Source organism: Rhodanobacter sp. UC4451_H18, assembly GCF_052978225.1.
In genome coordinates this window covers 2,936,619-2,957,933 of record NZ_CM129663.1, presented here as the reverse complement: position 1 = coordinate 2,957,933, position 21,315 = coordinate 2,936,619, and the positions used below count along the sequence as shown (strand labels likewise).

At 69.6% G+C, this 21,315-nt stretch carries 25 protein-coding genes; 7 read left to right on the top strand and 18 right to left on the bottom strand.

The window, feature by feature from the left end:
• Positions 1–5 precede the first annotated feature (5 nt).
• Genes ACVCMG_RS13315 through pdsR form a run of 3 tightly spaced genes read right to left on the bottom strand, consistent with a single transcriptional unit; the run spans position 6 to position 3,316 of the window.
• Positions 6–2,036 (bottom strand): ATP-binding protein, encoded by a 2,031-nt coding sequence (locus tag ACVCMG_RS13315; protein ID WP_447106772.1) that lies wholly within the window; start codon positions 2,034–2,036, stop codon positions 6–8.
• A gap of 18 nt (positions 2,037–2,054) precedes the next feature.
• On the bottom strand, positions 2,055–2,639 hold the full coding sequence (locus ACVCMG_RS13310; RefSeq protein WP_447106773.1) for a hypothetical protein: 585 nt from the start codon (positions 2,637–2,639) through the stop codon (positions 2,055–2,057).
• Positions 2,627–3,316, bottom strand: coding sequence for a proteobacterial dedicated sortase system response regulator (pdsR, locus tag ACVCMG_RS13305; RefSeq protein ID WP_447098052.1), 690 nt, complete (start codon positions 3,314–3,316; stop codon positions 2,627–2,629). The genes ACVCMG_RS13310 and pdsR overlap by 13 nt, the downstream gene beginning before the upstream one ends.
• A gap of 305 nt (positions 3,317–3,621) precedes the next feature.
• On the opposite strand from pdsR, the gene ACVCMG_RS13300 reads away from it, so the two are divergent.
• Positions 3,622–3,747, top strand: a complete 126-nt coding sequence (locus ACVCMG_RS13300) for a hypothetical protein (RefSeq protein WP_447098051.1) — start codon at positions 3,622–3,624, stop codon at positions 3,745–3,747.
• A gap of 55 nt (positions 3,748–3,802) precedes the next feature.
• The gene (locus ACVCMG_RS13295) at positions 3,803–4,111 is read left to right on the top strand and encodes a hypothetical protein (protein ID WP_447099683.1); all 309 of its coding nucleotides are present in this window, start codon (positions 3,803–3,805) and stop codon (positions 4,109–4,111) included.
• A 346-nt stretch (positions 4,112–4,457) separates the two neighbouring features.
• On the opposite strand, the gene rpe is transcribed toward ACVCMG_RS13295, so the two are convergent.
• The 4 genes from rpe to ACVCMG_RS13275 form a co-directional block, all read right to left on the bottom strand.
• Positions 4,458–5,126 (bottom strand): ribulose-phosphate 3-epimerase, encoded by a 669-nt coding sequence (gene rpe, locus ACVCMG_RS13290; RefSeq protein WP_447114323.1) that lies wholly within the window; start codon positions 5,124–5,126, stop codon positions 4,458–4,460.
• Between the two features lie 58 nt (positions 5,127–5,184).
• Complete coding sequence (locus ACVCMG_RS13285; protein ID WP_395118692.1) at positions 5,185–6,165, bottom strand: IS110 family transposase; 981 nt, start codon at positions 6,163–6,165, stop codon at positions 5,185–5,187.
• 330 nt (positions 6,166–6,495) lie between these two features.
• On the bottom strand, positions 6,496–7,308 hold the full coding sequence (gene djlA, locus ACVCMG_RS13280; RefSeq protein WP_395120200.1) for a co-chaperone DjlA: 813 nt from the start codon (positions 7,306–7,308) through the stop codon (positions 6,496–6,498).
• Positions 7,305–7,619, bottom strand: coding sequence for a c-type cytochrome (locus ACVCMG_RS13275; RefSeq protein ID WP_447106775.1), 315 nt, complete (start codon positions 7,617–7,619; stop codon positions 7,305–7,307). Before ACVCMG_RS13275 ends, djlA begins: the two co-directional genes overlap by 4 nt.
• Positions 7,620–7,741: 122 nt before the next feature.
• On the opposite strand from ACVCMG_RS13275, the gene ACVCMG_RS13270 reads away from it, so the two are divergent.
• From ACVCMG_RS13270 to ACVCMG_RS13260, 3 genes are read left to right on the top strand one after another with little or no spacing between them, the layout of a single operon-like run.
• Positions 7,742–8,638: a phosphoribosylaminoimidazolesuccinocarboxamide synthase gene (locus tag ACVCMG_RS13270; RefSeq protein WP_395120202.1), complete on the top strand. Its 897-nt coding sequence runs from the start codon at positions 7,742–7,744 to the stop codon at positions 8,636–8,638.
• A 23-nt stretch (positions 8,639–8,661) separates the two neighbouring features.
• Positions 8,662–9,132, top strand: a complete 471-nt coding sequence (locus ACVCMG_RS13265; RefSeq protein ID WP_447114322.1) for an Mpo1 family 2-hydroxy fatty acid dioxygenase — start codon at positions 8,662–8,664, stop codon at positions 9,130–9,132.
• Positions 9,129–9,536, top strand: coding sequence for a hypothetical protein (locus ACVCMG_RS13260; protein ID WP_395120204.1), 408 nt, complete (start codon positions 9,129–9,131; stop codon positions 9,534–9,536). The genes ACVCMG_RS13265 and ACVCMG_RS13260 overlap by 4 nt, the downstream gene beginning before the upstream one ends.
• A gap of 52 nt (positions 9,537–9,588) precedes the next feature.
• On the opposite strand, the gene ACVCMG_RS13255 is transcribed toward ACVCMG_RS13260, so the two are convergent.
• The 8 genes from ACVCMG_RS13255 to ACVCMG_RS13220 all read right to left on the bottom strand — a co-directional run bounded on the left by ACVCMG_RS13255 (position 9,589) and on the right by ACVCMG_RS13220 (position 18,059).
• Complete coding sequence (locus ACVCMG_RS13255; RefSeq protein WP_395120205.1) at positions 9,589–9,996, bottom strand: hypothetical protein; 408 nt, start codon at positions 9,994–9,996, stop codon at positions 9,589–9,591.
• 108 nt (positions 9,997–10,104) lie between these two features.
• Positions 10,105–13,173 carry an error-prone DNA polymerase gene (locus ACVCMG_RS13250; protein WP_447114321.1) on the bottom strand — a complete coding sequence of 1,023 codons (3,069 nt, stop codon included), beginning with the start codon at positions 13,171–13,173 and terminating at the stop codon, positions 10,105–10,107.
• Positions 13,170–14,570: a Y-family DNA polymerase gene (locus tag ACVCMG_RS13245; RefSeq protein ID WP_447114320.1), complete on the bottom strand. Its 1,401-nt coding sequence runs from the start codon at positions 14,568–14,570 to the stop codon at positions 13,170–13,172. The genes ACVCMG_RS13250 and ACVCMG_RS13245 overlap by 4 nt, the downstream gene beginning before the upstream one ends.
• Before the next feature lie 12 nt (positions 14,571–14,582).
• Positions 14,583–15,209, bottom strand: coding sequence for a translesion DNA synthesis-associated protein ImuA (gene imuA / locus ACVCMG_RS13240; RefSeq protein ID WP_447098043.1), 627 nt, complete (start codon positions 15,207–15,209; stop codon positions 14,583–14,585).
• Positions 15,209–15,829 carry a transcriptional repressor LexA gene (gene lexA, locus ACVCMG_RS13235; protein ID WP_395120209.1) on the bottom strand — a complete coding sequence of 207 codons (621 nt, stop codon included), beginning with the start codon at positions 15,827–15,829 and terminating at the stop codon, positions 15,209–15,211. The genes imuA and lexA overlap by 1 nt, the downstream gene beginning before the upstream one ends.
• A gap of 64 nt (positions 15,830–15,893) precedes the next feature.
• Positions 15,894–16,961 (bottom strand): tetratricopeptide repeat protein, encoded by a 1,068-nt coding sequence (locus ACVCMG_RS13230; protein ID WP_395120210.1) that lies wholly within the window; start codon positions 16,959–16,961, stop codon positions 15,894–15,896.
• 82 nt (positions 16,962–17,043) lie between these two features.
• Positions 17,044–17,703: a thiopurine S-methyltransferase gene (locus tag ACVCMG_RS13225; protein WP_447099678.1), complete on the bottom strand. Its 660-nt coding sequence runs from the start codon at positions 17,701–17,703 to the stop codon at positions 17,044–17,046.
• A 53-nt stretch (positions 17,704–17,756) separates the two neighbouring features.
• Positions 17,757–18,059 carry a hypothetical protein gene (locus ACVCMG_RS13220; RefSeq protein ID WP_447098040.1) on the bottom strand — a complete coding sequence of 101 codons (303 nt, stop codon included), beginning with the start codon at positions 18,057–18,059 and terminating at the stop codon, positions 17,757–17,759.
• 160 nt (positions 18,060–18,219) lie between these two features.
• Between ACVCMG_RS13220 and ACVCMG_RS13215 the strand changes: the two genes are divergently transcribed.
• Both ACVCMG_RS13215 and ACVCMG_RS13210 read left to right on the top strand, forming a co-directional pair.
• Entirely contained in the window at positions 18,220–18,711 is a 492-nt protein-coding gene (locus ACVCMG_RS13215; RefSeq protein WP_136258303.1) for an SRPBCC family protein, read from the top strand.
• The gene (locus tag ACVCMG_RS13210) at positions 18,695–19,048 is read left to right on the top strand and encodes an ArsR/SmtB family transcription factor (RefSeq protein ID WP_136258304.1); all 354 of its coding nucleotides are present in this window, start codon (positions 18,695–18,697) and stop codon (positions 19,046–19,048) included. Before ACVCMG_RS13215 ends, ACVCMG_RS13210 begins: the two co-directional genes overlap by 17 nt.
• 69 nt (positions 19,049–19,117) lie before the next feature.
• Here the strand turns inward: ACVCMG_RS13210 and ACVCMG_RS13205 are convergent, their stop codons facing one another.
• From ACVCMG_RS13205 to ACVCMG_RS13195, 3 genes are read right to left on the bottom strand one after another with little or no spacing between them, the layout of a single operon-like run.
• Positions 19,118–19,603 (bottom strand): pilin, encoded by a 486-nt coding sequence (locus tag ACVCMG_RS13205; protein ID WP_395120215.1) that lies wholly within the window; start codon positions 19,601–19,603, stop codon positions 19,118–19,120.
• Positions 19,604–19,605: 2 nt separating this feature from the next.
• Positions 19,606–20,559 (bottom strand): hypothetical protein, encoded by a 954-nt coding sequence (locus ACVCMG_RS13200; RefSeq protein ID WP_447114319.1) that lies wholly within the window; start codon positions 20,557–20,559, stop codon positions 19,606–19,608.
• 6 nt (positions 20,560–20,565) lie between these two features.
• Positions 20,566–21,111, bottom strand: coding sequence for a hypothetical protein (locus ACVCMG_RS13195; protein ID WP_395120217.1), 546 nt, complete (start codon positions 21,109–21,111; stop codon positions 20,566–20,568).
• Positions 21,112–21,315: the final 204 nt, after the last annotated feature.

Genomic DNA, 21,315 nt, shown 5'->3' with positions numbered 1-21,315 from the left:
AAGCTTTAACCGCCCAGCCGCTGCCGCGGCATGCCGCGCAGGGTGAGGGTGAACGCCACGCCGCTGCCGTCGTCGAGATTGCGCGCGCTGACGCTGCCGCCATGGCGCTCGGCGACCAGGCGCACCACGTACAAGCCCAGGCCCAGGTGCGGCGCCTCGCCGGGCACCGCCTTGTCGCGCAGGCTGACCAGCGAGTCGAACAAGCGGCCCTGCATCGCCGCGGGCAACGGCGGGCCCTGGTTGGCCAGCTCGATCTCGGCGCCACCGTCGAGCGCACGCAGGCTCAGCCGCAGCCAGCCCTGCGCGGGGGTGAACGAGAGGGCGTTGTCGAACAGCTTGTCCAGCGCCTGCGCGATCAGTTCCGGCGCGCCGTGCAGCGGCAGCGGCGCATCCGGCAGGCGGCAATCGAGCCGGCGCGTGCCGACCAGCGGGCGGTAGCCGTCGGCGCAGCCGCGCACCACGTCGCGCAGGTCGACATCCTCGGGCTCGGCCGCTTCGATCGAGCGCTCCATCCGGCTCGACTCGCTCATCGCCCGCACCAATGCGCCCAGCCGCGCCACCCCGTCGCGGGCGCGTTCCAGGTAGGGCTTGGCCGGCTCCGGCAGCGCGGCGTGCTGCTGCAGCGCGTGTTCCAGGTTGTCCAGCGAGGACTTCACGATCGCCAGCGGCGTGTTCAACTCGTGCGACAGCTTCGAGGCGAGCGTGCGCAGGTAATCGGTGTAGTTGCCCACGGCCACGAACAGCTTCTCGAAGCTGCGGGCGAGATCGCCGATCTCGTCCGGCGCGTCGATCATCGGGAAGCGGTCCGGATTCAATTGGCCGTCCAGACGTCCATCGTTGCGCTGCGCCCGCTCGACGGCATTGCGCAGCCGCGCCAGGCGCAGGCTGAGCCGGGTGGCGAACGCCAGCAGGATGCCGCCGGCCAGCAGCAGCACGACGAAGCTGGTCAGCAGCACGCCGAACAGCGCGCGGTTGGCCAGCAGCGGCACGGTGCGACTGGACTGCTCCAGCAGCAGCACGCCCTCGACCTTGCCGGCCCGCTCGATCGGCACCGCCGCGGCGAGCACCACGCTGCCGCGCTCCTCGCCGTGGCGCCAGCGGCTGATTGCATGGCCGGCACGTGCCTGCTCCACCTCGCGGGTATCCAGCCGCGGCACGTCCTGCGCCCACAGGTTGGCGTCGTCCAGGCGAGTGGCAAGCAGCGAGCGATAGACCAGCGAGGCGAACCAGCCCGGGTCGCGCTCGGCCGCGCTGCTGCCATGCAGGCGGCCGCTGCGCGCCAGCAGCCAGCCGGCCGGTGACAGCACGCGCGCTTGCACACCCGTAGGCACCAGCTGCGCCAGCTCGCCGGACAGCACCGCCGAGTAGCGGCGCAATGGGCGCGACTCGACGGCCTGCCGATCGCCGCCGCTGCTGGCGTCATAGGCGCCGATACCCAGGCGGCTCGGCGCCGGTTGCCTCGGCAGGCGCAGCTCGACCTGGTAGCCGCTGCCGTCCTCCTGCCAGCTCGCGCCGAGCTGATCGGGCAGGCCGGGCACCGGCGGGTCCAGCGGCAACGCCTGCAGCGGCCCCGGTGCCGCGCTGGCCAGCAGGTAGCGCCGCTGGCCGGCGGCGTTGCCGAGGGCGAGAATCAGATGGTCGGCCAGCAGCGCGTTCGCGTCTTCGGCATCGGCGCGGGTGCGGTGGGTGTCGGCCACCTGCGCATGCAGGTAGAAGCCGTCCGCATCCTCGGCCAGCAACAGCTGTCCGCGTCGCGCGAACGGCTGGCTCCATGGCGTCAGCGGTGCCCAGTCGTCGCCGTAGCCGTCGACGGTGATCGGCGTGGGCGCCTCCTGCACGTACCAGCTCGGGCCGTCGGCCGGCGGCAACGCACGGGTCACCACCAGGCTGCGCGCCACCACCTGCGCCGAGGCCACCAGGGCCTGGGCCTGGCCGTCGCGCAGCAACGACTCCATCTGGCGCACGTCGAACCAGCCGGCCACCGGCAGCGCCAGCGTGCACAGTGCCACCAGCAGCAGCTTGCGACGCAGGCTCATGCCGCCCCGGTCCGTCGCTCAGCGGGCATCGGCCGGTGCCGTGGCACGCTGGTAGCGCGAGGCCATCACCACCCGCATGAAGTCATCCAGCAGCGCACGCCGCGTGGGGTCGCCGTCATCGAAGGCCATCGACCAGCTGTAGCGGATGCCGCTGGCCTGGCCCGGATCGCAGAACACCAGCACGTCGTCGACGTGGTCGCTGCCTTCGTAGACGCTGGCCTCGCAGGACATGTGCGGATGGCGCACGGCGAAGCTGGCGGCCTTGCCGGCGGGGTCGAGCTGGAGGTAGCGCTTCCGGTCGGCCTGCACCTCGGCGGCCAGGCTGGGCAGCACGCGCGGCCACACGTTCAGCACCATCACCCGCTGCGGCTTGCCGCTCCACTCGCCCTGGTACAGCACCGCGTTGACGCCGATCGCCTGGGCGTAGGTGCAACAGTCGCGCGTCCAGCCCGGCGGCGATGCCACCGCTATCGTCCAGGCCGGCGCGTTGCCGTCGCGGGCGCCGCGGGCCAGCACGTCGTCGTCGGTGCCGGTCGCCCAGGTCAGCGCCGCGCAGAACAACAGTGCCAGCGCCACGCACAGACGCGCGCTCACGGCTTCCACCGGTAGCCCACGCCATGCACCGTCTCGATCGCGTCGAACTCGGGCGCCACCGCCACGAACTTCTTGCGGATGCGCTTGATGTGCGAGGTGATGGTGGCGTCGTCCACCACCAGCTCCGCCTCGCGCATCAGCTGGTCGCGGTTCTTCACGTGGCCGGGGAAGCGCACCAGCGTGTGCACCATCCAGAACTCGGTGACGGTGAGCGGGATTTCCGCGCCGTTCCAGGTGATGCGCATGCGCTCGGATTCCAGCTTCAGCGGGCCGTGCTCGAGCACCGTCTCGCTGGAGGCGGGCGCCTTCAGCGACTCGATCCGGCGGAACAGCGCGGCAATGCGCGCGGCCAGCTGGTGCAGGCTGGTGTCCTTGCTGAGGTAGTCGTCCGCGCCCAGCCGCAAGCCGGAGATCACGTCGAAATCCGAGTCGCGCGCGGTGAGGAAGATCAGCGGCAGCGTCGACGATTTCGCGCGCAGTTCGCGGCACAGGTCGAAGCCGCCCTCCGGTTCGTCGCCCAGGCCGATGTCGATGATGACCAGCTCGGGCAACTTCATCGCGAACGCGCTGGACGCTTCCTGGCGCGAACCGTAGCCGCGCGCGTCGTAGCCGAAACGGTTCAGCGCCTCGACGTAGTTGGCGCGGATCAGCGGTTCGTCCTCGACGATGGCAATGCTGCGGCCCATGGCGCACTCCTTGGATGATGGCTGCAGCGTGCTATGCGCGCCGCGCGGGCGCAAGCGGTCGCAGCGCGCTGCCAGCGATTTGCCACAAGCCGCCGGCAAATCGCCCGGCAGCGGCCGGCGCACGCGCCGCGACGGAGGCTTTGATGTGATCCACGCACTCCATCACGAGGTCACTCATGGACACCCGCCGCAACGAACACGACCCCCGCGCCGAACTGCACGGCTTCGAGCCGCTGCGCACCGGCCTGGCGCTGGGCGCCCTGCTGCTGGGCCTGTTGGTCGGCTTCTTCTGAAGGAGGCGCGCCATGTCCCGTCATCTGTCCAGACTCGATCCGTTTGCCGTGGTGGAAGTCGTCCGCGCACCCGGCGCGAAAGGAATCGCGCCGGGTGCGGCCCGGGACGACACCGATCCCGACTGGCAACCGCTGTAACCGTGTTCCTCCCCCTGGTGGTTGCTTGCCCCTCGCTTGCGAGGGGCTTTTTTTCGTGCGCGTGCTGCCCGCCCTTTGCCACGACTGGCCCGAACGCCGCCGCCGGCGCGGCTCCCGCGCGACCTTCACGCGTGCGGCAATGCCATCGTGGCTCGGGCCACAGGAGGACACCGACATGCATGCAGCAATACGGCTTTCGCGCACATGGCGTCACTGGTTGATGGTCGGCAGTCTGATGCTGGCCGCCGGACTGGGCCTCGATGCGGTGTGGCTGCACGCCCGGGTCGCGCTGGCGCAATGGCTGAACATGCGCGCGCAGGCTCGATCCAGCCGGCTGCGGCCGCGATCCGCACAGCGAACCTGAACGACACAGTTGGCAAATTGAGCCTCGCCGCGGGAACCAATCGGCAGGTACCGGGTCGGACCTGATGATTGGCGTGCGTTCCTCTTTGCCGTGGAACCTGCCGGTGCGAGGTTTGCGAGCTCCCTGGCGGACTTTCGCGCCGGCACGCGCCAATCCATGGTGTTTTCCCCCTTGCGTCCCCGACGACGTTTATCCCGGTGCCTCCCTCCTGGCGCCGGGATTTTTTCTTTGTGCCGTCTGGCCAGGCGATCGCCTTGCGCATGGCGGCGGGCATCCTCAACCGATCGCCTTGCGCATGGCGGCGGGCACCCTCAACCGATCGCCTTGCGCATGGCGGCGGGCACCCTCACCCGATCGCCTTGCGCATGGCGGCGATCTCGGCCGCGTAATCCTTCGCGTGGAAGATCGCCGAGCCGGCCACGAAGGTGTCGGCGCCGGCGGCGGCGATCGCGCCGATGTTGTCGGCGGTGACGCCGCCGTCGACTTCCAGCCGGATCGCACGGCCGCTGGCTTCGATCCGCTCACGCGCCTGGCGCAGCTTCTCCAGCGTGCCAGGGATGAACTTCTGCCCGCCGAAACCGGGGTTCACCGACATGATGAGGATCATGTCCAGCTTGTCCATCACGTAATCGAGATGGTCCAGCGGCGTGGCCGGGTTGAACACCAGCCCGGCCTGGCAGCCGGATTCCCGGATCAGCCCCAGCGTGCGGTCGACATGCTCGCTCGCTTCCGGATGGAAGCTGATCAGGCTGGCGCCGGCCTTGGCGAAATCCGGCACGATGCGATCGACCGGCTTGACCATCAGGTGCACGTCGATCGGCGCCGTGATGCCGTACTTGCGCAACGAGGCGAGCACCATCGGCCCGATCGTGAGGTTCGGCACGTAGTGGTTGTCCATCACGTCGAAATGCACCCAGTCCGCCCCCGCGGCGAGCGCCGCGGCGGTGTCCTCGCCCAGCCGGGCGAAATCGGCGGCGAGGATGGACGGGGCGATGATCGGGGATTGCTTGGGCATGGGTGGCTACCGGGCGGCTCGAAGACGACGTCTATTGTAGATACCGTCTTGCCTCTCGTCAGGCAAGTGCGGTTTTGGGATCAAAAAATTTGCCGGAACGGATGACGCCCCAGGCGATGTGGAGCAGCTTGCGCATGGCTGCGCCCAAGGCAAGCTTGCGCGGCTTGCCGCGGGCTACCAGCCGATCGAACAAGGCACGCACGGCCACGTTGTGGCGGATGGCCGTCATCGCCGGCATGTAGAGCTTGGCGCGTAGCAGTGCATGACCCAGCTTGGACAGGCGACTTTGCCCCGCCCATTTGCCCGACTCGCGGATGGCGGGATTCATGCCGGCAAAGGCATCGAGCTTGCGCGGGTCGTCGAACCGGCGCAGGTCACCAGCGCATCCCAGCACAAAGGCCGCGGTGAGTTCGCCAATCCCGGGAATGGAGGACAGCAGATCGGTATCCCGGCGCAGGCCCGGGTCCGAGTCGATGTGGTTGTTGATTTCCTTCTTCAGCTCCGCGATCTGGGCGTCCAGCGTCTCCATCACGTCGGTGATGGAGCCGTGCACCGCACGATCACTGACATCCAGCCGGTTGCGTTCCATCTGGCGCATGCCCTCCAGGTCGTTCAGCCGGTGGATCAGGGCGCGCAACTTGCGCTGGGCGGGCGTCGGTGGTGTCCACGGACGCAAGGAGGTGCCTACCTGCAGCTGCGCCATCGCAAAACGGGAAATCAGCTTGGCGTCCGTGCGATCGGTCTTGGTGCGCGACAACTCGCTCTTGGCATAGGCGGCGACCTGGGCCGGATTGGCCACGTAAACGGTCACGCCGCGCTCCACCAGGAAGGTGGCCAGTGCCTCGTGGTACACGCCCGTCGCCTCCATGCACACCGCCGCTCCCGGCGCGTGGTGATCCATCCAGTCGCCCAGCATGTCAAGGCCCGCGGGCGTGTTGGGTAACTTGCCCTTGGTGCGGTACTTGCCCTTCGATTCCAGCGGCATGGCCACGTCAAAGGTGGCTTTGGCCACGTCGATACCCACCATCGGTTCGGTCATTGCAGTCAATCCTCATGAACGTTCGGACATCCGATCATCGAAGATCCGCCAAGCCGATCCTTACGCGTGCAGGCTCACGCCGGGGCGGGCCTAAGATACCGTTGCAGCTTGCGGCAGATAAAACGGAACGGGGGCGCGAATCTACGGCGCTGGCGCAAAGCCAAGGGAGCCCGACGGCGTCACCCCGTTCCCACCGATGATCAGTCGGCGATTCTCGTCCAGTCGCGAACCAGAATCGACACATAAGGAGCCCGCTCGCGGGCGATGCTCCTGCTCTTGCGAATGCCGAACCTCGAAGCCCGAAAAGGAGCATCGCCCGCGAGCAGGCTCCTACTTGAATCCTCTTGCTTCCTTGATGCGGTCGTAGGCGGCGTTGATCTCGCTGGCGCGCGACTCGGCGCGCTTGCGCATGTCTTCGGGCAGGTCGCCGAGGCGGTCGGGGTGGTGCTCGGAGATCAGCTTGCGGTAGGCGCGCTTGATGGCGCGCTCGTCGGCGTTGCGGTCGATGCCCAGCACGGCATAGGGATCGGGCCCTTGCGGCGTGCGTTGCGGCGGCACGTAGCCGCCGCCATTGCCGTACTGCTGGCGGCCGCCGCGCGGGCCGCCCGCGCCCTGGTTCCAGGCGTAGCCCTTCATCGCCATCAGCGCCATCAGCTCCATGTCGCTGACGCGCAGCGCGAAGGCGAGCTGGCGCAGGATCGACATCTTCTCCGGTCCCGGGTTGCCCTCGGACAGTACCGTCTCGATCACCACGTCCAGCACCGGGAACGCGTGGTCGCGGCGCAGGCCGACCCAGCTGCGCAGCTCGGCGATGGTGCGGGTGACGTCGAACTCCGGCTGCTTGCCCGCATTGAAGCTGGCCACGGCCTGCGCGCGCTGCTCGGCGGTCAGGCCCATGCGCGTCATCAGCCGCTCGGCCACCGCGATCTCGGCCTCGGACACGCGACCGTCGGACTTGGCCACCGCGCCAAGCAGGGTGAACAGCGGGCCGACGAAACCGCCGGCCTCGGGCGTGGCCTGGCGGCGCTGGCTGTGGCGCAGGTTGTCGAAGATGAAACCGAGCACCGCGCCCACCACCGCGCCCGGCATGTGGCCGACCAGCAGGCCGAAGATGCCGAACCAGATCGTGTAGGTGAAACTCATGGCTGCACCTGCGCCGGCGCGGCTGCCTGCGCGCTGTACCAGCGTGCCAGCGCGTCGAGCTCGGCGGCGTTCAGCGGACCGATCGCCGCGCGCATCACCGGCACGTTGCGGCGGCCATCGCGGTACTGCTTGAGCGCATCGCGCAGATAATCCAGCCGCTGCCCGGCCAGGTTCGGCACGCCGGGCATGTGCGCCTGCCCGGTCTCGCCGTGGCAGGCCGCGCAGAGGCCGAGCCGGCCGGGCCGGGAGGCAGATTGGGCAAGGCTGGGCGAGGCGGCCAGGCAAAGCGCCGCGATCAGGAATATTCGCATCGGCAACACATGGGGCCAAAGGATGCCAATTCTAGCAGTGCGCCCGATCGGCCCGGCGGCACGCTCCCGGCGCCGTGCCGGCAGTCGCTACAATAGACATTTGCCGCCTCGTGGAACCCGCCGTGCCCACCACCCTGCCCCAATCGAACCTGCCTGGCCTCGAGCTGATCCATCGCGGCAAGGTGCGCGATGTCTACGCGCTGGATGATCAGCGGCTGCTGATGGTGGCCACCGACCGGTTGTCGGCGTTCGACGTGGTGATGCCCAACCCGATCCCGGGCAAGGGCGAGATGCTCACCCAGATCTCCAACTTCTGGTTCGGCAAGACCGCGCACCTGGTACCGAACCACCTGCTCGACGTACCCCTGGCCGAGGTGCTGCCGCCCGGCACCGACCTCAAGTTGTACGAGAAGCGCGCGGTGGTGGTGCGGCGGCTGAAACCGGTGCCGGTGGAATGCATCGCCCGCGGCTACCTGATCGGCTCGGGCTGGAAGGATTACCAGGCCAGCGGTGCGCTGTGCGGCATCGCGCTGCCGACCGGCCTGAAGCAGGCGCAGCAGTTGCCCGAACCGATCTTCACGCCCTCGACCAAGGCGGCGGTGGGCGACCACGACCAGAACGTCAGCTTCGACGCCGTGGTGGACGCGGTCGGCGCCGACCTCGCCGGGCAGGTGCGCGACGCCACGCTGGCGATCTACCGCTGGGCCGCCGCCTATGCGGCCGAGCGCGGCATCATCATCGCCGACACCAAGTTCGAGTTCGGCACCGATGCGAGCGGCAAGCTCTACGTGATGGACGAGATGCTCACCCCGGATTCCTCCCGCTTCTGGCCGGCCGACGAATACCGCACCGGCATCAGCCCGCCCAGCTACGACAAGCAGTTCGTGCGCGACTGGCTGGAGACGCAGCACTGGAACAAGACCGCACCCGGCCCGGTGATCCCGGACGAGGTGATCGCACGCACCGCGGCCAAGTATGCCGAGGCGCTGCACAAGCTGGCCGGCATCCGGCTCGACTGAGGTTTCATCGAGGGGGAACGCTCATGCGCACCATGCAGGACTGGCTCGACAGTTACAGCAGCGACCACCAGAACCCGACCAACCAGGTGTTCCACTGGTTCTGCGTGCCGCCGATCGTGTGGTCGGTGATCGCGCTGCTGTGGGCGGCCCCGGTGCCGTTCACCGCGCTGCGCCCCGGTTCGTGGGCGGTGCTGGTGATGGTGCTGGCGTTCTACTGGTACTGGAAGCGCTCGCACCGGCTCGCGGCGGGCCTGCTGATCGCGTTCGCCGTGCTGGGCCTGTTCACCAACTTCCTGTACTGGCGGCTGGGCGCGCCGGCGCTGGCGTGGTGGGCGGTCGGCGCGTTCGTGGTGGCCTGGATCGGCCAGTTCATCGGCCACAAGTACGAAGGCCGCAAGCCCAGCTTCCTCACCGATCTGTCCTATCTGCTGGTCGGCCCGGCGTGGCTGATGGCCAAGCTCTATCGCAAACTGGGACTCCGCCAGATCACATGAATACCGCACTTGCCGTGACCAGCACCCTGCTCTGGTGGGTGCTCTACAGCAGCATGGCGGCGCTGGTGTTCGCGCTGATCGGCTGGTCGGTGCTGCGCTGGACCGAGCGCTGCGCGGTGGTGTTCAACCGCGTCTACCTCGCCTGCCTGCTGTGGACGATGCTCGGACTGTTGCTGGTGTTCCTGGTGGCCGTCTACGAAGGCGCGGTGCATCCACCCTACGGCGGCCTGCTGCACTCGGGCCTGCTGCGCGTCGCGCTGGTGCTGGACATGCTGCTCGGCGCGGTCCTGCTGTGGCGGCTGGTGCCGCGCATCGACGCCCGCCGCATCCGCCCCGGCAGCGCCTGCATGGCGGTGGCCGCGAGCATGGCGATCGGGTTCGGCGTGGCCACCACGCTGGTGTAGCCAGACCGCACGAGGCGCGGGTCAGCCCGCGCCTCGTGCCGGACACGCCGGATCAGTGCGCGAGGATCGCCGCGCCGAAAATGAGCACGACGAGGAAGCCCAGCACCATGCCGGCCACCATGTTGATCAGCTCGACCACGCAGGCCTTGCCGAAGCCGATCTCGCTGCCGTCCGCGGCCCGCAGCAGGTAATTCACCACGACGGCACCGACGAGGAAGGTCACGATCAGCGACAGCACGCTGCTGTGCACCACCATGCCGAGGATCAGCATCGCCGCGAACGCGCCGACATAGGTCAGCACCACCGCGCCCAATGCACGCAGGTAGGACGGCATGAAACCGACCACCAGGCGGAAGGACACGCTGAGGATCAGCGCGCCGAGCGCGATGCCCACGACGATCATGATCAGCATGGCGAATAGGCCCATGCCGGCCAACGCGGCAAACGTAGAAGTACCCATAAAATCCCCTGGATTGCGATGGAAGGAAAACCGCCCGGTGGCATCCCCATGCCTGGCCGGGCGGCGGCTCCAGCCTAACCGATTCCCTGCGCGGCGGCAGCGCCGGAGTCAGTGGAAATCGCGCGAGCGACTGTCCAGCTCGCCCAGCCACGCACTCATGTCGGTGAGCCGCCGGGCGATCAGGTGGGCCACGCCGTCGACGCATTCCCACTGCCCTTCCACCCCGAGCAGGCGCGCCTCCAGATACGCGCGCCGTTGCCGCTCGGCCACCTGGCTCCACACCACCACGTTGATCGCGCCGTGCTCGTCTTCGATGGTGATGAAGGTGACGCCGCTGGCGGTCTGCGGGCGCTGGCGCTGGGTGACCAGGCCGGCGGCGCGCACCGTGCTCTGGTGCGCTTGGCCGCGCAGGCTGCGCGAGTCGGCGAAACGCGCCGCGCGCAGGCGCGGGCGGATCAGTTGCAGCGGATGCGGGCCGAGGCTGAGTCCGGTGCGCGCATAGTCCGACTGCAGGTTTTCCGCCACCGACGGCACCGGCAGCACGACAGCCTCTTCCGCCGGACTGGCGCGCCCGAACAACGGCAGCTGCGATTCGACCCCGGCCACCGCCCACTTCGCGCGATGGCGATGACCCGCCAGGCCGCGCAAGGCGCCCGCCTCGGCCAGCAGTTCCTGCTGGCGGCGGTCGATGCCGGTGCGGGCGCACAGCTCCGTCACGTCGACGAAGGCACGCACGGCGCGCGCTGCCGAAATCCGCCCGGCGACATCTTCGCGAAAACCGCGCACTTGCCGCAGCCCGAGCCGCAGCGCCGGCTGATCGCGCCCGTCGTCCTCCAGCGTGCAGTCCCAGTCGCTGTGGCGCACGTCGACCGGGCGCACCGCGATGCCGTGGCGCTGCGCGTCCTGCACGATCTGGCTGGGCCCGTAGAAACCCATCGGCTGCGCGTTGAGCAGGGCACAGGCGAACGCAGCCGGCTCGTGGCATTTCAGCCAGCAGCTGGCGTAGACGATGCCGGCGAAACTGGCCGCGTGGCTCTCGGGAAAACCGTAGCTGCCGAAGCCCTTGATCTGCTCGAACAGTCGCGCGGCGAACTCGGCGGTGTAGCCGCGTTCGAGCATGCCGCGGATGATCCGCTCGCGGTGGTGCTCCATGCCGCCGTGACGTTTCCACGCCGCCATCGCGCGGCGCAGCTGGTCGGCCTCGCCGGCCGTGTAGCCGGCCGCCACGATCGCCAGCTTCATCACCTGCTCCTGGAACAGCGGCACGCCCAGGGTGCGTTCGAACACCGCCTTCAGATCCTCCGAGGGATAGTCCACCGGCTCCTCGCCGCGCCGGCGGCGCAGGTACGGATGCACCATGTCGCCCTGGATCGGGCCGGGCCGCACGATCGCCACCTGGATCACCAGGTCGTAGAAATTTTCCGGGCGATGCCGCGGCAGCATCGCCATCTGCGCGCGACTCTCGATCTGGAACACGCCGACGGTGTCGGCGCGCTGGATCATCTCGTACGTTTGCGGGTCTTCGGTCGGCAGCGTCGCCAGGCTGTAATCCTGGCCGCGATGCGCGCGCAGCAGGTCCAGGCAACGGCGCACGCAGCTGAGCATGCCCAGCGCCAGGCAATCGACCTTGAGCAGGCGCATGGTGTCGAGGTCGTCCTTGTCCCACTGGATGATGGTGCGATCGGGCATCGCCGCGTTTTCCACCGGCACCAGCTCGGCCAGCGGTGCGTCGCTGATCACGAAGCCGCCCACGTGCTGCGACAGGTGCCGCGGCATGTCGCGCAACTCGGCGGTGAGTTTCAGCACCCGGCGCAGCACCGCGCCCTGCGGGTCGAAACCGTGTTCGCGCAGGCGTTCGTCCAGCGATTGCTCACCGCGCCAGCCGAAGATGCCGCTCAGCTGGTCCACCTGGTCCGGCGGCAGGCCCAGCGCCTTGGCCACGTCGCGCACGGCGCTCCTGCCGCGATAGCAGATCACCGTGGCCGCCAGCGCGGCACGCTCGCGGCCGTACTTGGCATAGATGTACTGGATCACTTCCTCGCGCCGCTCGTGCTCGAAATCCACGTCGATGTCGGGCGGCTCGTTGCGCTCCTTGCTGATGAAACGCTCCACCAGCAGGTTCATCCGCGCCGGGTCGACCTCGGTGACGCCGAGCGCGAAACACACGGCGGAGTTGGCCGCCGAGCCGCGGCCCTGGCAGAGAATTCCCTTGCTGCGGGCGAAGTGCACGATGTCGTGCACGGTGAGGAAATAGGACTCGTACTTCAGATATTCGATCAGGCCCAGCTCGTGCTCGATCTGTGCGCGGACTTTCTCCGGCACGCCATCCGGCCAGCGCCAGCGCATGCCTTGTTCGGTGAGATGGCGCAGCCAGCTGCTGGCGCTGTGGCCGGCCGGCACCAGTTCGGCGGGGTAGCGGTATTCCAGTTCGTCGAGGCTGAACGTGCAGCGCGCGGCGATGGCGGTGCTTTCGAGCATCAGCGCGGCAGGGTAGATCGCACCCAGTGCCTCGCGCCGGCGCAGGTGGCGCTCGCCGTTGCGGAAGATCAGCGCGCCGGCTTCGGCCAGCGGCACGCGATGGCGGATCGCGGTCAGCGTGTTCTGCAACGCCAGCCGGCGACGCACGTGCATGTGCACGTCGCCGGCGGCAACCAGCGGCAGGTCGAGGCTGTGCCCGAGCCGCTGCAGCTCGCGCAGGCGTTGCGCGTCGTCCGGCCCGTGATGCAGTTCCACCGCCAGCCACGCCCGCTCGGCGAAGGTGTCGCGCATCCAGCGACCGTGCGCGACATCGGGCTCGCGCCCGGGCATCCACAGCGCGAAGGTGCCCGGCACGCCATCGGCGAGATCGGCGCGCTGCAGCCGGTACGTACCCTTGGCCGCGGCGCGGCGGCCACGGGTGATCAGCGCGCACAGTGCGGTATAGCCGGCCTTGTTCTCGCACAGCAGCACCAGTTTGGGGCCGTCGTCGAGCTGGAATTCGGCGCCGACGATCAGCTTCACGCCGGTGGCGCGCGAGGCTTCCAGCGCGCGCACGATGCCGGCCAGCGAGCATTCGTCGGTGACCGCCAGCGCCTCGTAGCCGCAAGCCTTCGCGCGTTCGAACAATTCACGCGCGCTGGACGCGCCGCGGCCGAACGAGAAGTTCGACAGGCAATGCAGCTCGGCATACGCGTTCATGCGAACCAGCCGTGCAGCATCCAGCCGTCGCGCTCGCCCGGCGCGCAAAATGCCCAGCCGCGCTGGCCTTGCGCGGTTTCCACCACGTAGTAGTCGCGGCACACCTCGCCGCCATCCCACCAGCCGGTTTCCAGCCGCTCGGGGCCGGCCAGGATCTGCGGGGCGGGACCACGCAGGGGAATCGGCCGCTCGAACAGCCAAGTCGGTCGCGGCGAGGGTTCCTGCCAGCCGTCATCGTGGGCCGTCACTTTCTGCGCCAACTCGGGCCGCGGATCGGTGGTGCTGCCCAGTTGATGCACGGCATGATCGCCCAGCCGCGCACGCAGGCGTTCGCGCAACTGTTCGATCGGCAATGCGTTGGCGGGGCGCTCGTCGAACAGGTCGCGGCCGGCCGGCACGAACGCAGGCAGGTCGCGCGCGATCAGGCGCATGGCCAGCACCGGCTGCGGCAATTGCACCTGCTCCAGTCGTCCGCGTGCCAGTTCGAACAGCATGCCGGCCTCGCGCTCGGGTGCGAGCAGGCCCACCTTCACCTCGGTGTGTCCCTCGCGATGTTCCAGCTGCAACGTGAAACGCTGCACGCCGCCGTCGCGACCGGCCAGGTAGGCGGACAGGTCGGCCGTCATCCGCCGCAGCGGAAACACCAGCGCGCCGATGGCTTCGACTTCATGCGTCAGCTCGATGCGCAGGTCGAAGCGGTCGGGTGGCCGATACGCTTCCAGGCCGGCCGGGGCCGCGCCGGTCAGCCGATCCAGCGCCAGCAGCAACTCCGCACCGAAGCGCCGGCGCAGGCCGTCGCGCGGCAGCACCAGCAACTGGCCCAGCGTGCGGATGCCCATGCCCGGCAAGGCGTCGGCCGCCGCCGCAGGCAGGCGACTCTGCGACAGCGGGATGCGCTGCAGCGCGTGGCGCAGCTGCTCGTCGGTGAGCACCGCCTGGCCGTCGGCGACACCGGTCAGCACGTGGGCCGCATGCGGCGTGGGCGCGGCGCTGATCCGGTGGCGGAAACCCAGCGCGTCGAGATCGGCACGCAGCAGGCTTTCCAGCCGCGGCCACGAGCCGAACAAGCTCAGGCTGCGGCTGACCTCCAGCACGATCGCGTGCGGCAACAGGCTCACCTCGGCGCTGTAGCGATAGGCCACCGCGGCCAGGAACCGATGCCAGTGGTCGACCCGCTCAGGCTGGTACGGCAGCGCCTCGAATTGCGCCAGCAGCGCCTGCGCCGCGCTCAGCCGCTGGCCCACGCGCAGGCCGGCCTCGCGCGCGGCCGCGTTCGCCGCCACGATGCTGCGCGCATGCCCGGTGCCGGCCACCAGCACCAGCGGCCCCGCGTCCGGGCGGCGGCGGAGGACACCGTCCAGTGCCAGCTGCGGCAACAAGATGCAAGCCCACAACATGCGCGGCCACCATCAATGCAGCGCCGCGGTGGGCAGCGGCAGCGGTTGCGCCGGCACCGCGCCGCCCCGGCATTTGCGCACCCATACCCGCGCCTGCGGCCGTGCCTCCAGCTCCAGCCGCAACGCCGCCGGCGAGGCATTGGAGAGATGCCGGCGATCGCGGAACGCGAAGGCCAGCGCGCGGCCGCCGTCGGCCGCCACCTGCAGGCGCCGCAGCGCGCGATCGTCCGCCTGCCGCGGCCACGCCAGCACCGCCGCGCAGCTGCCCGAGCGCAGGCATTGCTCCGTCGCCCACAGCACGTCGGCCTCGGTCGCGTTGACGATCTCGACCCGACGCATGTCCACGCCGTGCTGGCGCCAACCGGCCACGCAGGGCAGATACGGCGGCGCCACCAGCACCACCGGCCGCGCACCCTGGCTGAGGCGCGCCAGCGTGGGCAGCACCAGTTGCAGTTCGCCCACGCCATCCAGCGGCAGCAGGATTTCCGACAGCGCCGCCGCCGGCCAGCCGCCGCTGGGCAGCACCGCATCCAGCGCGGCCCAGCCGGTCGGCTGCTCGCCGGCCGGCGGCGGCTCGGCCCGGCCGCGCCAGACCCGGCGCGCATCGAGCAGGTTCGACAGGGGCACCACGGCCGCCATCAGCCGCCCCTCAGCAGGCCGGCGAACAGGCCTTCGATGGCGAAATCCTCGGTGGGGTCGGGATCGATCGGCTGATAGCCGGGGCTGTTCGGCAGCAGCCGGATCACCTCGCCCTGCCAGTACAGCCGCTTGATCGTGAAGCGGTCGCCGCCGACGCGCGCCGCCACCACCTGGCCGTGCCGCGCCACCGGCGTGGCGTGCACGCCGACCAGGTCTTGGTCGAGGATGCCCTCGTCGCGCATCGAGTCGCCGACCACCCGCACCAGGTAATCCGGCGTGAGCCGGAACAGCCAGCGCGACACGCGCAGGCTGCGCTCGATCCGCGACTCGGAGAACAGCGGCTCGCCGGCGGCGATGCGGCCGACCAGCGGCAGCTCCAGGGTATCGGCATCCAGCGCGTCGGGCGCATCCACCAGGCGGATGCCGCGCGAGCGGTGCGGCTCGATCGCCAGCCGCCCCTTGGCCTCCAGCGAACGCACGTGTTTGAGCACCGCGCTGACGTGGGGCAGGCCCATCGCCTGGCCGATCTCCTCCAGCGTGGGCGCCTGCCCATCCCGTGCCACGCGGGCGCGGATGAACTCGAGGATGTTGGACTGGCGGCTGGTCAGGTGCAGGCTCATGGTTCCGGCATTTTCACCTCAAAAGGTGAAAATTGAAAGTACCCGGAAATCATCCCCGCCGACCTCAATTGCGCAGCGGCACCCGCGCGCGGTGGTCCGCGTCGGCGTTGCGGCCGAGCACGTCGGCACGTTGCAGGGCCCGCCGCGCATGGCGCTCCTCGCCCAGTTGCCGATAGACCCGGGCCAGCCCGAGGTAGAAACGCGGGTCGCCGTGGTACAGCCGGATGGCGCGCCGGTAGTGCTGCACGGCGCCGGCGTAGTCGCCCCGTTTTTCGTCGTCCATGGCCAGCAGGAACTGGAAGTACGGGTCCTTCTGCTGCACCTTTTCCAGTCGCTGCTGGAAGCGGGCGCGGCGCGCCTCGTCGCCCTGGCTGCGATACAGCGTGACCAGGTTGAACAGCGCGCCTGCATGCGTCGGGTCCAGCGCCAGCGCCTGCAGATAATTGCGCTCGGCGCCGCGCAGGTCGCCCAGGCGCAGCCGCAACACGCCGGCATTGGCCCGGCCGCTGGCATAGCGCGGCGCCAGCTGCAGCGTCATCGCCATGTAGGGGGCGGCGACCTTCGGGTCGTCGTCGGCCAGCAATTCGGCGGCGCGGTTGTTGTAGTAGAGCGCCAGCAGGCGCTGGTCGGGAATCGGCTCGGGCTGGTGCCGCGCCAGCACCTCGTCGCGGGCCACGTCGACGGTGTAGCGCATGCGGCCGATCGCGACTTGCGCATTGACGTGGTTGAAGCGGTAGACCACATTGTCCTGCACGCGCCAGGCCACGACGTCGTCGATCTCCTGCGCGCGGGCCTCCAGCCCGGCCTCGCGCGCCAGCGCCACGGTGAGCAGGGTGAAGGTGAGGCAGTTGGCCTGGCGCAGCCGGTACGCCTGCGCCACCGTCAAGGTGGCGTCGGCGGCGTAGGTCATGCCCAGGCCGGAAGGATCGAACAGGAACGCCACCAGGCGCTGCAGCCGCTGCCGCTCCGACCCGCCACCGCCGGTGACCTGCTGCTGCAGTTGCGCGCGCAAGGCCGGCGGAATCGCCATGACCTGTTCGGGAGGCGGCATCGGCTCCGGCGGCGGCATGGCCGGGGCGGGCGCGGTGGCCACCGACCACGCCAGGATCGCCGCATGCATCCAGGCCACCATGCCGGAACCCTCCACGCACAAGGCGGGAACGTTTGACGCGGTCAGTCTAGACCTTTTCGCACGCACCGAACGGCGCGGTGAATCAGGCCTTGCGCAGCAGCCGGTACGCGGCGGTCTCCAGTGCGCTCACCCCTTCGGCGGCGAAGCCCGGCTGCTCGGCCAGGATGTCGCGGCGCTCCAGCAACTCCACCACCCAGTCGCGGCCGTAACGCTCGCGCACCTCGGCCTCGGACACGGCAAACGGCGGGCCCTGCTTTTCGTGCGGCGGATAGTCGAGCGTGATCAGCAGGCCGCGGCAGCCGGCAGGCAGCCTTGCGTGCAGTTCGTCCACGTAGCGACGACGCAGCTCCGGCGGCAGCGCGATCAGCGCGGCGCGGTCGTACACCGCCGAGCAATCGGCGAGGAGGTCGGCATCGAGCCCGAACACGTCGCCGCAGATCAGCTCGATGTTGCCGGCCACGTGGCGACGGCCACAGGCCGAGGCGGACACCTGCGGCGTCAGTTCGTGTTCGGCGAAGAACTGCTCCACTGCCAGCGGCGACAGCTCCACGCCCAGCACGCGATGCCCCTGCGCGGCCAGCCAGACCATGTCCAGCGACTTGCCGGCCAGCGGCACCAGCACGCGGGTGTCCGGCGCCAGTGCCAGCGCCGACCAGTGCGCGAGCAGCAACGGCGTGGGTCGATCCTGATGAAAGCCGGTGCGACCCTCGCGCCAGCGCCGATGCCAGAATTCGGGTTCCATGGCCTGTCTCCGGTGAACATGCCCGCGCACGGTAACAGGGTGTGCGTGACGCTTCAGCCGTGCCGGACCAGCCAGCGCAGATAGCCCAGATACAGCACGGTGGCCACCAGCGGCAGCGCATGCCAGGCGTATGCACCGGCGCCGCCACCGCACACTTGCAGGCACAGCACGATGAGCGCGCTGCACAGGCAGGCACCGGGCAGCACGAAGATCGACAGGTTCAGCACCCGCAACTGGCGCGGGCGCAGCGAACGCCCGCTGGCCATGCCGCCGCCGGAAAATGCCACCAGCATGAACAGCAGATACGCCAGCAGCAGCTGGCCGAACACTCCCAGCAAGGTCCATCCCCACGACATGCCGTTCATCCCCTGCGCGCCACACCGGCGAAGTATCGCAGGCCTTTCCGTTCGGGTGCCTGCCACCGGAAACCGGTGCCGGGAATTATGCAACTTCAAGGTTGCACGTCAGGCACGGTGCGCGCATCATGCAACCTTCCGGTTGCCATCGAGGATTGCCATGGGCGCGTCGACTGACCGCATCGAACAACACATCCTGCTGCGCGCACCGCTGGAACGGGTATGGCACGCGCTGACCGACGCCGGCGCGTTCGGCGCCTGGTTCGGCATGGCACTGGACGGCCCCTTCGTCGCCGGTCAGCCGATCACCGGCACGATCCAGCCCACCCAGGTCGACGCCGAAGTCGCCAGGCTGCAGGCGCCGCATGCCGGCACCCCGTTCACGCTGTACGTCGAACGCATCGAGCCGATGCGCGTGTTCGCCTGGCGCTGGCACCCCTACGCGATCGAGCCGGGCATGGATTACGACAAGGAGCCGACCACCCTGGTTACCTTCGAACTCGAAGCGGTGGCCGAAGGCATCATGCTGCGGCTGACCGAGTCGGGCTTCGACCGGTTGCCGGCCGCGCGCCGCGACGCCGCGCTGCGTGCCAACGCGGGTGGTTGGGCCATGCAGATGGGCAACATCGAGAAATATGTCGCCGCGCACTGAACGCTCCCGCCGCAAGCCCGCCGCGCTCTCCGCCAGCGCGCCGGTGTTCGCCGCGCTGGGCGATGCCACCCGGCTGCGGCTGGTCGTGGCGCTATGTGCCGGCGGCGCGCTGTCGATTGCCCAGCTCACCGCGGGCACCACCATCACCCGCCAGGCCGTCACCAAGCATTTGCAGGTGCTTGCCGACGCGGGCCTGATGCACGACCTGCGCCAGGGTCGCGAGCGCTTGTGGGAGTTCACGCCGACCCGGCTGGACGAGGCACGCCAGGCGCTGGACGCGATCAGCGCGCAGTGGGGCGCGGCGCTGGGGCGGCTGCAGCGTTTCGTCGAATCGTGATGGCGAGCGCGGGCTGCCGAGGTGCCGCGGTGGATGCAACGGCGGCGTGATGCGCCGAAGCCGGGGCGCCTATGGCGCGCGGCAGCTCGACGGCAGGTAGGCGGCCTTGAGCGTGGTGCGGTTGGTGCCGATGGCCGACATGCCCTCCGGTGCCGGCGATTCGCCGCAGGCCCAGGCAATCGGGCTGTGCGGGCTGCCCTTCACCACCAGCGGCCGCAGGCTCAGCACCTGGCCTTGCAGGGCGCTGTTGATGTTCCTGTCGCGGAAACGGATGTTGATCACGCCGTCGTCGACGGTCACCGCGCCCACGTAATGGCCGATGATCGACCCCGCCGACGGCACGCCGCTGGCGCGGTTGTCCGCGGGGAAGTGGCCGAACTGGCGGTAGTAGTCGACGATCTTCGGCTGCACGAACGAGCCCAGCGAGAACGCCTCGGTGGTCTGCGCGCGAATGACGTAGCTCTGGTACGCCGGGATCGCGATCGCCGCGAGGATGCCGATGATGGCCACGACGATCATCAGTTCGATAAGCGTGAATCCGCGTTTGCGTGTCATCCTCAATGCACTCCCACCATGCTGGCGACCGAAAAAATCGGGATGTAAAGCACCGTGACCATGACGCCGATCAGGATGTAGAACAGCACGCGCGAGGCCAGGATCAGGCGGTCGCGCGACGATTCGAGTTGGGCCTGGGCGGTGGTCCAGTGCAGGCGGCGCTGCCATTCCAGTTCCACGTCGAACGTGCCCAGGCGCTCGGCCTGCGCGAGCTTTTCGCCCAGTTCGCCGGCGAGCGGCGTCCCCGCTGGCCAGCCGGCCAACCGCAGGGCCGGCTCCAGCACCGCCGCATCCGTCACCCCTGCCGCCTTGAGCGCAGCGGCAAACTCCAGGCAGCGCAGCACCTGGTAGGCGGCCGCGCCCTTGCCATCCAGCCAGCCGGCACGGGCGCGCCCCAGCGGTTGCAGCTGCGCCATGCGACGACGCATGCGCAGCCATCGCGTCGCCAGCAGCACCAGCACGATGGCCATCACCAGCAGCGGCGCGAACAGGCGGATGGCGCCGTTCGCGACGATCCAGTCGGCGGCGCCGTGCACGCCCAGCGTGCGGTCGAGGTGACTGAAGGCCGGCAGCACGTAGGTCGCGTAGATGAGCGCGATCACCAGCGCCAGGCCCAGCAGGAACAGCACGTACGAAAGAAAGGTGCGCACCGGCCGCCACCAGTCCAGCGCGAACAGCCGCGCCTCGGCCAGCGAGTGGATGAACGCGGCTTGCACGCCGGCCGCGCTGCCGCCAAGTTCCTTCGCTGCCGCAGCCAGGCGCGGGCCCATGCCGGCATCGGCGAAGCGGGCCGGGCCGTCCGCCGCATCGCCGCCGCCGAGCAGCGCCACGGCATCCGCGCCCAGCACCTCGCGCAACCGCGCATGCGCCGCCGGCTCGTCCAGGCCGCTGGCGAGCAGATGCGCGTACTGGCGCGTCACGAAATCGCGGGAGTCATCCAGCTTCAAGGCATCCATTCGCAATCACCGGCAAGAGGGCGGGAGGTAGTCCACGGGGAGGGTGGTCCGGTTCGCGGCCGTGGCCTCGACCGTTCCGGACACTGGCGTGGCGTAACCGCACAGGAAGGAAACCGTCGGCTCCTCGGCCGACCCCATCAGCTCGGGGCGGAACGACAGCCGCCCCCGCACACCGCCTGTCGCCACCGCGCCGCTGCGGTTGCCGGCCGGCAGCGACTGGCCCAGCACTACCTGCGCCGTGATGACGCCACCCTCCGCCAGTGAGAGGTTCTCCACGTGCGACCCCGCACGCGCGTCGCCGAGGATGTTCGGGTCGCCCGCCGAGGGCCATCGACCATGTTCGGCGCGATAGACCCGGGCATTGACTTGCGGGGCCCACGCCAGCGAGACCGCGTCCAGGGTCTGCGCCATGAGCATCACGCGGCTGCCGAAACCCGTGGCGACCGCCACCACGGCTGCCACGATCGCGCCAGCGGCAATGAGTTCCAGCGCGTCGGGCCCCCGCACTTCACGCGTGCGGCCGATCGCTGTCCGATGCAGTCTTGCTCCCATCGTTCGAGCCTAGCACAGCGCCCTGCGGCGCCGGAACGACTGCCTGGCGGCCCTCCTGCGAAGTGCGCGGTGGAAAGTTGCCGCCGCCACGATCACGCGGGTGGCAGCCCCTCGACGCCATGACGCGGCGATGATCCATCGACGACCGGGCATTCACCCGCCCGGACACTGGCGTAGGACGTCCATCTAACTCTGGAGCACTCC

Coding starts and splice junctions, on each gene's coding strand:
- ACVCMG_RS13315 (WP_447106772.1), bottom strand. CDS start 2,036: ATGAGCCTGCGTCGCAAGCTGCTGCTGGTGGCACTGTGCACGCTGGCG.
- pdsR (WP_447098052.1), bottom strand. CDS start 3,316: ATGGGCCGCAGCATTGCCATCGTCGAGGACGAACCGCTGATCCGCGCC.
- ACVCMG_RS13300 (WP_447098051.1), top strand. CDS start 3,622: ATGTCCCGTCATCTGTCCAGACTCGATCCGTTTGCCGTGGTGGAAGTC.
- rpe (WP_447114323.1), bottom strand. CDS start 5,126: ATGCCCAAGCAATCCCCGATCATCGCCCCGTCCATCCTCGCCGCCGAT.
- ACVCMG_RS13285 (WP_395118692.1), bottom strand. CDS start 6,165: ATGACCGAACCGATGGTGGGTATCGACGTGGCCAAAGCCACCTTTGAC.
- djlA (WP_395120200.1), bottom strand. CDS start 7,308: ATGAGTTTCACCTACACGATCTGGTTCGGCATCTTCGGCCTGCTGGTC.
- ACVCMG_RS13275 (WP_447106775.1), bottom strand. CDS start 7,619: ATGCGAATATTCCTGATCGCGGCGCTTTGCCTGGCCGCCTCGCCCAGC.
- ACVCMG_RS13265 (WP_447114322.1), top strand. CDS start 8,662: ATGCGCACCATGCAGGACTGGCTCGACAGTTACAGCAGCGACCACCAG.
- ACVCMG_RS13260 (WP_395120204.1), top strand. CDS start 9,129: ATGAATACCGCACTTGCCGTGACCAGCACCCTGCTCTGGTGGGTGCTC.
- ACVCMG_RS13255 (WP_395120205.1), bottom strand. CDS start 9,996: ATGGGTACTTCTACGTTTGCCGCGTTGGCCGGCATGGGCCTATTCGCC.
- ACVCMG_RS13250 (WP_447114321.1), bottom strand. CDS start 13,173: ATGAACGCGTATGCCGAGCTGCATTGCCTGTCGAACTTCTCGTTCGGC.
- ACVCMG_RS13245 (WP_447114320.1), bottom strand. CDS start 14,570: ATGTTGTGGGCTTGCATCTTGTTGCCGCAGCTGGCACTGGACGGTGTC.
- imuA (WP_447098043.1), bottom strand. CDS start 15,209: ATGGCGGCCGTGGTGCCCCTGTCGAACCTGCTCGATGCGCGCCGGGTC.
- lexA (WP_395120209.1), bottom strand. CDS start 15,829: ATGAGCCTGCACCTGACCAGCCGCCAGTCCAACATCCTCGAGTTCATC.
- ACVCMG_RS13230 (WP_395120210.1), bottom strand. CDS start 16,961: ATGGTGGCCTGGATGCATGCGGCGATCCTGGCGTGGTCGGTGGCCACC.
- ACVCMG_RS13225 (WP_447099678.1), bottom strand. CDS start 17,703: ATGGAACCCGAATTCTGGCATCGGCGCTGGCGCGAGGGTCGCACCGGC.
- ACVCMG_RS13220 (WP_447098040.1), bottom strand. CDS start 18,059: ATGTCGTGGGGATGGACCTTGCTGGGAGTGTTCGGCCAGCTGCTGCTG.
- ACVCMG_RS13215 (WP_136258303.1), top strand. CDS start 18,220: ATGGGCGCGTCGACTGACCGCATCGAACAACACATCCTGCTGCGCGCA.
- ACVCMG_RS13210 (WP_136258304.1), top strand. CDS start 18,695: ATGTCGCCGCGCACTGAACGCTCCCGCCGCAAGCCCGCCGCGCTCTCC.
- ACVCMG_RS13205 (WP_395120215.1), bottom strand. CDS start 19,603: ATGACACGCAAACGCGGATTCACGCTTATCGAACTGATGATCGTCGTG.
- ACVCMG_RS13200 (WP_447114319.1), bottom strand. CDS start 20,559: ATGGATGCCTTGAAGCTGGATGACTCCCGCGATTTCGTGACGCGCCAG.
- ACVCMG_RS13195 (WP_395120217.1), bottom strand. CDS start 21,111: ATGGGAGCAAGACTGCATCGGACAGCGATCGGCCGCACGCGTGAAGTG.